This is a genomic window from Serinicoccus sediminis (assembly GCF_004153545.1).
In the GTDB taxonomy this organism is placed as follows: Bacteria; Actinomycetota; Actinomycetes; order Actinomycetales; family Dermatophilaceae; genus Ornithinicoccus; species Ornithinicoccus sediminis_A.
This window is the reverse complement of record NZ_SDVA01000012.1, coordinates 20,096-32,580: the sequence shown is the minus strand read 5'-3', so window position 1 is coordinate 32,580 and position 12,485 is coordinate 20,096. Positions and strand designations below refer to the sequence as shown.

General features: G+C 67.9%; 6 protein-coding genes. All 6 read left to right on the top strand.

Going from position 1 to position 12,485, the window contains the following annotated elements; translation table 11 throughout:
- The first annotated feature begins 204 nt into the window (after positions 1-204).
- The 6 genes from rpoB (at position 205) to tuf (ending at position 12,428) form a co-directional block, all read left to right on the top strand.
- The gene (rpoB, locus tag EUS26_RS11855; protein ID WP_130014044.1) at positions 205-3,678 is read left to right on the top strand and encodes a DNA-directed RNA polymerase subunit beta; all 3,474 of its coding nucleotides are present in this window, start codon (positions 205-207) and stop codon (positions 3,676-3,678) included.
- Between the two features lie 102 nt (positions 3,679-3,780).
- The gene (locus EUS26_RS11850; RefSeq protein WP_130014043.1) at positions 3,781-7,707 is read left to right on the top strand and encodes a DNA-directed RNA polymerase subunit beta'; all 3,927 of its coding nucleotides are present in this window, start codon (positions 3,781-3,783) and stop codon (positions 7,705-7,707) included.
- 366 nt (positions 7,708-8,073) lie between these two features.
- Positions 8,074-8,448 carry a 30S ribosomal protein S12 gene (rpsL, locus tag EUS26_RS11845; protein ID WP_130014042.1) on the top strand — a complete coding sequence of 125 codons (375 nt, stop codon included), beginning with the start codon at positions 8,074-8,076 and terminating at the stop codon, positions 8,446-8,448.
- The gene (gene rpsG, locus EUS26_RS11840; protein ID WP_130014041.1) at positions 8,448-8,918 is read left to right on the top strand and encodes a 30S ribosomal protein S7; all 471 of its coding nucleotides are present in this window, start codon (positions 8,448-8,450) and stop codon (positions 8,916-8,918) included. Before rpsL ends, rpsG begins: the two co-directional genes overlap by 1 nt.
- Before the next feature lie 100 nt (positions 8,919-9,018).
- Positions 9,019-11,121 carry an elongation factor G gene (gene fusA / locus EUS26_RS11835; protein WP_130014040.1) on the top strand — a complete coding sequence of 701 codons (2,103 nt, stop codon included), beginning with the start codon at positions 9,019-9,021 and terminating at the stop codon, positions 11,119-11,121.
- Between the two features lie 113 nt (positions 11,122-11,234).
- Complete coding sequence (gene tuf / locus EUS26_RS11830) at positions 11,235-12,428, top strand: elongation factor Tu (RefSeq protein ID WP_130014039.1); 1,194 nt, start codon at positions 11,235-11,237, stop codon at positions 12,426-12,428.
- Positions 12,429-12,485: the final 57 nt, after the last annotated feature.

Sequence of the window (12,485 nt, the reverse complement as noted above, 5' to 3'; positions counted from 1 at the left end):
TTCCAGGGTTGGACGTCGGGCCATACGGCGTGTACGATAATTCTTTGCGCTGCCCTTCACCTGCCCTCGATCCCACTGAAGAGATCGGTGCGCGCCCCGGCCGGCCCGTCGAGGCGCTGGACACCATCCCTTCGTGCTGCATCCGTGAGCAGGCCGGGCGACGCACGACCGCCGCACACACATAGGCCCGTGGAAGGACCATCCTTGGCTGCCTCGCGCACTGCGAAGAAGACTGTGTCCACCGCTCAGACGCCCTCCGGACGACTGAGCTTCGCCAAGATCCGGGAGCCCCTCGAGGTCCCGGACCTCCTGGCGCTCCAGACCGAGAGCTTCGACTGGCTCCTCGGCAACGAGGCCTGGCAGGCGCGGGTCGCCGCTGCCCAGGCCGAGGGACGCGACGACATCCCCACCACCTCCGGTCTGGAGGAGATCTTCGAGGAGATCTCCCCGATCGAGGACTTCTCCGGCTCCATGTCGCTGAGCTTCCGCGACCACCGGTTCGAGGAGCAGAAGTACTCCGTCGAGGAGTGCCAGGAGAAGGACATGACCTACTCCGCCCCGCTGTTCGTCACCGCGGAGTTCATCAACAACTCGACCGGCGAGATCAAGAGCCAGACCGTCTTCATGGGTGACTTCCCGCTCATGACGCCGCGCGGCACCTTCATCGTCAACGGCACCGAGCGCGTCGTCGTGTCCCAGCTCGTCCGCAGCCCGGGCGTCTACTTCGAGCGCAGCCTCGACAAGACCTCGGACAAGGACATCTACTCCGCCAAGGTCATCCCGAGCCGCGGTGCCTGGCTGGAGTTCGAGATCGACAAGCGCGACCAGGTGGGCGTGCGCGTCGACCGCAAGCGCAAGCAGAGCGTCACCGTGCTGCTCAAGGCCCTGGGCTGGACCAACGACCAGATCCTGGAGGAGTTCGGCGACTACGAGTCCATCCGGCTCACCCTGGAGAAGGACCACACCACCGGCCAGGACGAGGCGCTGCTCGACATCTACCGCAAGCTGCGTCCGGGCGAGCCCCCGACGCGCGACGCGGCCGAGGCGCTGCTGAACAACCTGTACTTCAACCCCAAGCGCTACGACCTGGCCAAGGTCGGCCGCTACAAGGTCAACAAGAAGCTCGGGCTGCAGGCGCCGCTGGGCGAGTCGGTGCTCGGCACCGACGACATCGTCGCGACCATCAAGTACCTCGTCGCGCTGCACGCCGGCGAGACGGCCGTGGCCAGCCCCGAGGGCGAGGTCCCGGCCGAGGTCGACGACATCGACCACTTCGGCAACCGTCGCCTGCGCAGCGTCGGCGAGCTCATCCAGAACCAGGTCCGGACCGGCCTGTCCCGGATGGAGCGCGTCGTCCGCGAGCGGATGACGACCCAGGACGTCGAGGCGATCACCCCGCAGACGCTCATCAACATCCGCCCGGTCGTCGCCTCCATCAAGGAGTTCTTCGGCACCAGCCAGCTCTCGCAGTTCATGGACCAGAACAACCCGCTCTCCGGGCTGACGCACAAGCGTCGTCTGTCCGCGCTGGGCCCGGGTGGTCTGTCCCGTGACCGCGCCGGCATGGAGGTGCGCGACGTGCACCCCAGCCACTACGGCCGCATGTGCCCGATCGAGACCCCCGAGGGTCCCAACATCGGTCTCATCGGCTCGCTGGCCTCCTACGGCCGGATCAACCCGTTCGGCTTCGTCGAGACCCCCTACCGGCGGGTCCGTGACGGCAAGGTGACCGACGTCGTCGACTACCTGTCGGCCGGCGAGGAGGACCGCTTCGTCATCGCCCAGGCCAACGCCAAGCTGGACGACGACGGCACCTTCCTCGACGAGCGGGTGCTGGTCCGCGCCCGCGAGGGCGAGGCCGTCGACGTGCCCGCCGCGGAGGTGGACTACATGGACGTCTCGGCGCGCCAGATGGTGTCCGCCGCGACCGCGATGATCCCCTTCCTCGAGCACGACGACGCCAACCGCGCGCTCATGGGCGCCAACATGCAGCGGCAGGCGGTGCCGCTGGTGCGCGCCGAGGCCCCGCTCGTCGGCACCGGTATGGAGCACCGCGCCGCGCTGGACTCCGGTGACGTCGTGCGCGCCGCCAAGCCGGGCGCGGTCCAGCAGGTCTCCGCGGACCTGGTCACCGTCGCCAACGACGACGGCACCTACCAGTCCTACAAGATCAACAAGTTCACCCGCTCCAACCAGGGCAACTGCTACAACCAGCAGGTCCGGGTCGACGTGGGCGACCACGTCGAGGCGGGTCAGCTGCTGGCCGACGGTCCCGCGACCGACGGCGGCGAGATGGCGCTGGGCCGCAACCTGCTCGTGGCGTTCATGCCGTGGGAGGGTTACAACTACGAGGACGCGATCATCCTCTCCCAGCGTCTCGTGCAGGACGACGTGCTCTCCTCGATCCACATCGAGGAGCACGAGATCGACGCCCGCGACACCAAGCTGGGCCCGGAGGAGATCACCCGGGACATCCCGAACGTCTCCGACGACGTGCTCGCCGACCTCGACGAGCGCGGCATCATCCGGATCGGTGCCGAGGTCCGCGACGGCGACCTGCTCGTCGGCAAGGTCACGCCCAAGGGCGAGACCGAGCTGACCCCGGAGGAGCGGCTGCTGCGCGCGATCTTCGGCGAGAAGGCCCGCGAGGTCCGCGACACCTCGATGAAGGTGCCGCACGGCGAGACCGGCACGGTCATCGGCGTCAAGGTCTTCGACCGCGAGGACGGCGACGAGCTGCCCCCGGGCGTCAACCAGCTGGTCCGGGTCTACGTCGCCAACAAGCGCAAGATCACCGACGGCGACAAGCTGGCCGGCCGGCACGGCAACAAGGGCGTGATCTCCAAGATCCTGCCCGTCGAGGACATGCCGTTCCTCGAGGACGGCACACCGGTCGACGTCGTGCTCAACCCGCTGGGCGTGCCCGGCCGGATGAACATCGGCCAGATCCTGGAGCTGCACCTCGGCTGGGCCGCGGCGCAGGGCTGGGAGATCGCCGGGCAGCCGGAGTGGGCCGAGCTCATCCCGGAGGACGCCCGCACCGCGCCGCCGCGGACCCGCGTCGCGAGCCCCGTCTTCGACGGCGCCCGCGAGCAGGAGATCGCCGGTCTGCTGGACTCGACGACGCCGACCCGCGACGGGAAGCGCCTCATCGACAACAGCGGCAAGACCAAGCTGTTCGACGGTCGCTCGGGCGAGCCCTTCCCCGAGGAGATCTCGGTGGGCTACATGTACATCCTCAAGCTGCACCACCTCGTGGACGACAAGATCCACGCGCGCAGCACGGGGCCGTACTCGATGATCACCCAGCAGCCGCTCGGTGGTAAGGCCCAGTTCGGTGGCCAGCGCTTCGGCGAGATGGAGGTGTGGGCGCTGGAGGCCTACGGCGCCGCCTACGCCCTGCAGGAGCTCCTGACCATCAAGTCCGACGACGTCACCGGCCGGGTCAAGGTCTACGAGTCCATCGTCAAGGGCGACAACGTCCCCGAGCCCGGCATCCCCGAGTCCTTCAAGGTGCTCATCAAGGAGATGCAGTCGCTGTGCCTGAACGTCGAGGTCCTGTCCTCCGACGGCAGCCAGATCGACCTGCGCGAGTCGGACACCGAGGTGTTCCGGGCCGCCGAGGAGCTCGGGATCGACCTGAGCCGCCGCGAGCCCAGCTCGGTCGAGGAAGTCTGAGGTATGCCGCACCGGCCGCCACCACGTGCGGCCGGTGCGGGCACCTCCACCGCATAGCTAGATCTAACGCTCTTTCTACGAGATCACGAGAGAAGGAATCACGTGCTCGACGTCAACTTCTTCGACGAGTTGCGCATCGGCCTGGCGACGGCCGAGGACATCAGGACCTGGAGCCACGGCGAGGTCAAGAAGCCCGAGACCATCAACTACCGCACCCTCAAGCCCGAGAAGGACGGCCTCTTCTGCGAGAAGATCTTCGGCCCGACCCGGGACTGGGAGTGCTACTGCGGCAAGTACAAGCGGGTCCGCTTCAAGGGCATCATCTGTGAGCGCTGCGGCGTCGAGGTGACCCGCGCGGGCGTCCGTCGCGAGCGGATGGGCCACATCGAGCTCGCCGCCCCGGTCACCCACATCTGGTACTTCAAGGGTGTCCCGAGCCGGCTCGGCTACCTGCTGGACCTGGCTCCGAAGGACCTCGAGAAGGTCATCTACTTCGCCGCCTACATGATCACCACGGTCGACGAGGAGGGGCGCCACCAGGACCTGCCCAGCCTCGAGGCGCAGATCCAGACCGAGAAGAAGGCGATGGAGAACCGTCGCGACTCCGACGTCGAGGAGCGGGCCAAGAAGCTCGAGTCCGACCTCGCCGAGCTGGAGGCCGAGGGCGCCAAGTCCGACGCCAAGCGCAAGGTCAAGGACGGCGCCGAGCGGGAGATGAACCAGATCCGTCGGCGTGCCGACGCCCAGGTCGAGCGCCTGGAGCAGGTCTGGGACCGGTTCAAGAACCTCAAGGTCCAGGACCTCGAGGGCGACGAGATCCTCTACCGCGAGATGCGTGACCGCTTCGGCATGTACTTCGAGGGAGGCATGGGTGCGGCCGCGCTGCAGAAGCGGCTGGAGAGCTTCGACCTCGACGCCGAGGCCGAGTCGCTGCGCGAGACCATCGCCACGGGCAAGGGGCAGCGCAAGACCCGCGCCATCAAGCGGCTCAAGGTCGTCACCAGCTTCCTGCAGACCAAGAACGAGCCGGCCGGCATGGTGCTCGACTGCGTGCCGGTCATCCCGCCGGACCTGCGCCCCATGGTGCAGCTCGACGGTGGCCGGTTCGCGACCTCGGACCTCAACGACCTCTACCGCCGCGTCATCAACCGCAACAACCGCCTCAAGCGGCTGCTGGACCTGGGCGCGCCGGAGATCATCGTCAACAACGAGAAGCGCATGCTCCAGGAGGCCGTCGACAGCCTCTTCGACAACGGCCGTCGTGGGCGCGCCGTCACCGGCCCGGGCAACCGGCCGCTGAAGTCGCTGTCCGACATGCTCAAGGGCAAGCAGGGCCGCTTCCGCCAGAACCTGCTCGGCAAGCGCGTCGACTACTCCGGCCGGTCGGTCATCGTCGTCGGCCCGCAGCTGCGCCTGCACCAGTGCGGCCTGCCCAAGCAGATGGCGCTGGAGCTGTTCAAGCCGTTCGTCATGAAGCGGCTGGTCGACCTCGACCACGCGCAGAACATCAAGTCCGCCAAGCGGATGGTCGAGCGTGGCCGCAGCGTCGTCTGGGACGTGCTCGAGGAGGTCATCACCGACCACCCCGTGCTGCTCAACCGGGCCCCCACCCTGCACCGCCTCGGCATCCAGGCCTTCGAGCCGCAGCTGGTCGAGGGCAAGGCGATCCAGATCCACCCGCTGGTCTGCACCGCCTTCAACGCCGACTTCGACGGCGACCAGATGGCGGTCCACGTGCCGCTGTCCGCGGAGGCCCAGGCCGAGGCCCGGATCCTCATGCTGAGCTCCAACAACATCCTCAAGCCGGCCGACGGCCGACCGGTGACCATGCCCACCCAGGACATGATCATCGGCCTGTTCCACCTCACCTCGGAGAGCACCCGGGGAGAGGCGGGGTCGGCATACCTCGTGGACGAGGACGGCAACCAGCACCTGCGCAGCTTCGGCTCGGTCGCGGAGGCCCGCATGGCCTTCGACGCCGGTCAGATCGAGCTGGGCACCGCCATCCGGCTGCGGCTCAACCAGACCGCGCCGCCGGAGGGCTTCGCGCTGGCCGAGGGCGCCCAGGTCACCGAGGACGGTGTCGTCGACACCTTCGTCATGGAGACCACGCTGGGCCGGGCGCTGTTCAACGACGCCCTGCCGCCCAACTACGCCTACGTCGACGAGGTCGTGGACAAGAAGCGCCTCTCCGGGATCGTCAACGACCTGGCCGAGCGCTACACCAAGGTGCAGGTCGCGGCGAGCCTCGACTCGCTCAAGGACGCCGGCTACCACTGGGCGACCCGCTCGGGCACCACGGTCGCGGTCTCCGACGTGCAGACGCCGGAGCGCAAGACCGAGATCCTGTCCTCCTACGAGGCCAAGGCCGCCAAGGTGCAGCTGCAGTACGAGCGTGGTCTGATCACCGACGACGAGCGCCGGCAGGAGCTCATCGAGATCTGGACCCAGGCCACCAACGAGGTCGCCAAGGAGCTGGAGACCTCGATGCCCAAGGACAACACCATCTACCGGATGGTGACCTCGGGTGCCCGAGGCAACTGGTTCCAGCTGCGGCAGATCGCCGGGATGCGCGGCCTCATGGCCAACCCGAAGGGCGAGATCATCCCGCGTCCGATCAAGTCCAACTTCCGCGAGGGCCTGTCGGTGCTGGAGTTCTTCATCTCCACGCACGGCGCCCGCAAGGGGCTGGCGGACACCGCGCTGCGGACCGCCGACTCGGGCTACCTGACCCGTCGCCTCGTCGACGTCAGCCAGGACGTCATCATCCGGGAGAACGACTGCGGCACCGACCGTGGCTTCGTCATGCCGATCGCGCAGGCCGGCGCCGAGGGCGCGCTGCGCGAGCACGACGACGTCGAGACCGCGGTCTACGCCCGGACCCTCGCCTCGGACGTCGAGGTCGACGGCCAGGTCCTCGCCCAGGCGGGCATCGACCTGGGTGACGTCGTCATCGACACCCTCGTGGCCGCCGGCGTCGAGGAGGTCAAGGTCCGGTCGGTCCTGACCTGCGAGTCGCTGGTCGGCACCTGCGCGAAGTGCTACGGCCGCAGCCTGGCCACCGGCAAGCTCGTGGACATCGGCGAGGCCGTCGGCATCATCGCCGCCCAGTCCATCGGTGAGCCCGGCACCCAGCTGACGATGCGCACCTTCCACACCGGTGGTGTGGCCGGTGACGACATCACGCAGGGTCTGCCGCGTGTCGTCGAGCTGTTCGAGGCGCGCACGCCGAAGGCGGTCGCCCCGATCGCCGAGGCGACCGGCCGCATCGAGGTCGAGGACACCGACAAGTCCCGCCGGCTGCTCCTCACCCCGGACGACGGCAGCGACGAGCACGCCTACCCGGTCAGCAAGCGCGCGCGCCTGCTGGTCTCGGACGGCGACCACGTCGAGGTCGGCACCCAGCTCGTGGTCGGCGCCATCGACCCCAAGCAGGTCCTGCGCATCCTCGGCCCCCGGGCGACCCAGCAGCACCTGGTCGACCAGGTGCAGGGCGTCTACCGCCAGCAGGGTGTGTCGATCCACGACAAGCACATCGAGGTCATCGTGCGGCAGATGCTGCGGCGCGTCACGATCATCGAGGCGGGCGACACCGAGCTGCTGCCCGGCACCCTGTCCGAGCGTGGCCGGTTCGAGACCGAGAACCGTCGGGTCGTCTCCGAGGGCGGTCGCCCGGCCTCGGGTCGCCCCGAGCTCATGGGCATCACCAAGGCCTCGCTGGCGACCGACTCCTGGCTCTCGGCCGCCTCCTTCCAGGAGACCACCCGCGTCCTCACCGAGGCCGCGATGGAGGCCAAGAGCGACCCGCTGCTGGGCCTGAAGGAGAACGTCATCCTCGGCAAGCTGATCCCCGCGGGGACCGGGCTGACGAGGTACCGCAACCTCACGGTGGAGCCCACCGAGGAGGCCAAGGCCGCGGCCTACGCGGTGCCGGACTACGAGGACTTCGACTACGCCGGAGCGTTCGGGCAGGGCAGCGGCGAGGCGGTCCGCCTCGACGACGTCCCCATGGACGAGCCGCGCTACTGAGTCGAACCCCCACCGGGCCGACGACCAGGGGCGGGTATGCCGTGCACACGGCATACCCGCCCCTGGCGCGTCCCGGGCCCGACGATTTGGCCCCGCACCGCCGCTCCCGGTATCCTGGAGAACTGTGTGCGGGCTAGGTCCTGCACGCGCGCGGACCTGACGGTCCGCACCCATCTCTCGCCGGGCAGCCCGTCCGGGACGCCCGCGGCCCTCACCGGCCGAGGGAGCCGGTCGGGAAGTGCAGGGGAGGGCAGCCGGTCCGACACACCCGAACACGGGGGTCGAGGGGCGGCGCAACCCAAGGAGCGTGACCCGTGCGGACCCCCGTGCGGCCAGCGAAGACCAACGACGACTGACGGAGCATCAGTGCCTACGATCAACCAGCTTGTCCGCAAGGGCCGGCAGGACAAGGTCAAGAAGACCAACTCCCCGGCCCTCAAGGGCAACCCGCAGCGCCGCGGCGTCTGCACCCGTGTCTACACGACCACCCCCAAGAAGCCGAACTCCGCCCTGCGCAAGGTCGCCCGTGTGCGCCTCACCAGCGGTGTCGAGGTCACGGCCTACATCCCCGGGGTCGGCCACAACCTCCAGGAGCACTCGATCGTGCTCGTCCGCGGCGGCCGGGTGAAGGACCTCCCCGGCGTCCGCTACAAGATCATCCGCGGCTCCCTGGACACCCAGGGCGTCCGGGGCCGCAACCAGTCCCGTTCCCGGTACGGCGCGAAGAAGGAGAAGAAGTAATGCCTCGTAAGGGCCCTGCTCCCAAGCGTCCCCTCATCAACGACCCGGTCTACGGCTCGACCCTGGTGACCCAGCTGGTCAACAAGACCCTGCTGGACGGCAAGAAGGCGACCGCCGAGCGCATCGTCTACGGCGCCCTCGAGGGCTGCCGCGCCAAGACCGGCACCGACCCCGTGCAGACCCTCAAGCGCGCGCTGGACAACGTCAAGCCGGCGCTGGAGGTCAAGTCCCGCCGCGTCGGTGGCGCCACCTACCAGGTGCCGATCGAGGTCAAGCCCAACCGCAGCACCACGCTGGCGCTGCGCTGGCTGGTCGGCTACTCCCGGCAGCGCCGCGAGAAGACGATGACCGAGCGCCTCATGAACGAGATCCTCGACGCGAGCAACGGCCTGGGTGCCGCGGTGAAGCGTCGCGAGGACACGCACAAGATGGCCGACGCCAACAAGGCGTTCGCGCACTACCGCTGGTGATCCCCGGGCTGGTGCGGGCGCGGCGCGAACGACGCGCCCCCCGCACCGGGCCCGCACCGGTACCGCACTGACCACGAGAGACAACCAGAGAAGAGAGACTGTGGCACTCGACGTCCTCACGGACCTCAACAAGGTCCGCAACATCGGCATCATGGCGCACATCGATGCCGGCAAGACGACGACCACCGAGCGGATCCTGTTCTACACCGGCATCAACTACAAGATCGGTGAGACGCACGACGGTGCGTCGACCATGGACTGGATGGAGCAGGAGCAGGAGCGCGGCATCACGATCACGTCCGCCGCGACGACCTGCTTCTGGAAGGACACCCAGATCAACATCATCGACACCCCGGGGCACGTCGACTTCACCGTCGAGGTGGAGCGGTCCCTGCGCGTGCTCGACGGCGCGGTCGCGGTGTTCGACGGCAAGGAGGGTGTCGAGCCGCAGTCCGAGACCGTGTGGCGCCAGGCGGACAAGTACGACGTCCCGCGCGTCTGCTTCGTCAACAAGATGGACAAGCTCGGTGCCGACTTCTACTTCACGGTGCAGACCATCAAGGACCGCCTCGGCGCCACGCCGCTGGTCGTCCAGCTGCCCATCGGCTCCGAGAGCGACTTCATCGGCGTCATCGACCTCGTCAAGATGCGTGCCCTCACGTGGCGCGGCGAGGTCGAGAAGGGTGAGGACTACGCGGTCGAGGAGATCCCGGCGGACCTGCAGGACCAGGCCGAGGAGTACCGCGAGAAGCTCGTCGAGCAGGTCGCCGAGGCGAGCGACGAGCTCATGGAGAAGTACCTCGAGGAGGGTGAGCTGACCGAGGCGGAGCTGGTCGCGGGCATCCGTGCCATGACCGTCACCTCGCAGGCCTACCCGGTCCTGTGCGGCTCGGCCTTCAAGAACAAGGGCGTGCAGCCGATGCTGGACGCGGTCATCTCCTACCTGCCCTCGCCGCTGGACGTCCCGCCGATGATCGGCCACGACCCGAGCGACGAGACCGTGGAGCTGACCCGCCGTCCGGACTCGAGCGAGCCGTTCTCCGGCCTGGCCTTCAAGGTGGCCACGCACCCCTTCTTCGGCACGCTGACCTACGTCCGCGTCTACTCCGGCAAGATCGACGCCGGCCAGCCGGTCTACAACGCGACCAAGGGCAAGAAGGAGCGCATCGGCAAGCTGTTCCAGATGCACTCCAACAAGGAGAACCCGGTGGGCTCGGCCTCGGCCGGCCACATCTACGCGATGATCGGCCTCAAGGACACCACGACCGGTGACACGCTCTCCGACATGAACCAGCACATCGTGCTGGAGTCGATGAGCTTCCCGGAGCCGGTCATCCACGTGGCCATCGAGCCGAAGACCAAGGGTGACCAGGAGAAGCTCTCCACGGCCATCCAGAAGCTGGTCCAGGAGGACCCGACCTTCACCGTCCGCCTCGACGAGGAGACCGGCCAGACCGTCATCGGCGGGATGGGTGAGCTGCACCTCGACGTGTTCGTGGACCGGATGAAGCGCGAGTTCAAGGTCGAGGCCAACGTGGGCGCCCCGCAGGTCGCCTACCGCGAGACCATCAAGAAGACCGTGGAGAAGTACGACTACACCCACAAGAAGCAGACCGGTGGGTCGGGGCAGTTCGCCAAGGTGCAGCTGACCTTCGAGCCGCTGGACACCGCCGAGGGTGAGCTGTACGAGTTCGCCAACTCGGTCACCGGTGGTCGGGTGCCGAAGGAGTACATCCCCTCGGTGGACCAGGGCATCCAGGACGCGATGCAGGTCGGCATCCAGGCCGGCTACCCGGTCGTGGGCATCAAGGCCACCCTGCTGGACGGCGCCTACCACGACGTCGACTCCTCGGAGATGGCGTTCAAGATCGCCGGCTCGATGGCCTTCAAGGAGGCCGCCCGCCGCGCCAACCCGGTGCTGCTCGAGCCGATGATGGCCGTCGAGGTCCGGACCCCGGAGGACTACATGGGGGACGTCATCGGCGACCTCAACGCCCGCCGTGGTCAGATCCAGTCCATGGAGGACATCTCCGGGGCCAAGGTCGTCAAGGCCGTGGTGCCGCTGTCCGAGATGTTCGGGTACGTTGGTGACCTCAGGTCCCGGACCCAGGGTCGTGCCAACTACACGATGCAGTTCGACTCCTACGCCGAGGTTCCCAAGAACGTCGCCGAGGAGATCATCAAGAAGGTCCGCGGCGAGTGAGCCCGCTCACTCCGTCCGCGGAGTGATGGACCGAGCAACACCCATCCAGACGTCGTCCCCGGTCCCCGGTCGGTGACGATCGCACATCCCGAGTCCAACAGGAGGACACCCCAGTGGCGAAGGCCAAGTTCGAGCGGAGCAAGCCGCACGTCAACATCGGCACCATCGGTCACATCGACCACGGCAAGACCACCCTCACGGCTGCCATCTCCAAGGTGCTGCACGACAAGTACCCGGAGTTGAACCAGGCGTCGCCCTTCGACTCCATCGACAAGGCGCCCGAGGAGAAGCAGCGCGGCATCACGATCTCGATCGCGCACATCGAGTACCAGACGGAGAAGCGTCACTACGCGCACGTCGACTGCCCGGGTCACGCCGACTACGTCAAGAACATGATCACCGGTGCCGCGCAGATGGACGGTGCGATCCTCGTGGTCGCCGCCACCGACGGCCCCATGCCGCAGACGAAGGAGCACGTCCTCCTGGCCCGCCAGGTCGGCGTCCCCTACATCGTCGTGGCCCTCAACAAGGCCGACATGGTCGACGACGAGGAGATCATGGAGCTCGTCGAGATGGAGGTCCGCGAGCTGCTGTCCTCCTACGAGTTCCCCGGTGACGACCTGCCCGTCGTCAAGGTCTCCGCGCTGAAGGCGCTGGAGGGCGACGAGGAGTGGGCCAACACCGTCCTCGAGCTCATGGACACCGTGGACGAGTACATCCCGGAGCCGGAGCGCGACCTGGACAAGCCGTTCATGATGCCCGTCGAGGACGTCTTCACGATCACCGGTCGTGGCACCGTCGTCACCGGTCGTATCGAGCGCGGCATCCTCAAGGTCAACGAGGAGATCGAGATCGTGGGTATCCGCCCCGGCTCGAGCAAGACGACCGTCACCGGCATCGAGATGTTCCGCAAGCTGCTCGACGAGGGCCGTGCGGGCGAGAACGTCGGTCTGCTGCTGCGTGGCACCAAGCGCGAGGACGTCGAGCGCGGCCAGGTCATCGTCAAGCCCGGCACCATCACCCCGCACACCGAGTTCGAGGCGCAGGCCTACATCCTGTCCAAGGACGAGGGTGGCCGGCACACGCCGTTCTACGACAACTACCGTCCGCAGTTCTACTTCCGGACCACGGACGTCACCGGTGTCGTGCACCTGCCCGAGGGTACCGAGATGGTCATGCCTGGCGACAACACCGACATGAAGGTCGAGCTGATCCAGCCGATCGCCATGGAGGAGGGCCTGATGTTCAACATCCGCGAGGGCGGCCGCACCGTCGGTGCCGGCCGGGTCACCAAGATCCTCAAGTGATCTGACCCGGGCCCCGTCCCGCAGCAGCAGCCCCCGTCGCCGGTCACCGGCGGCGGG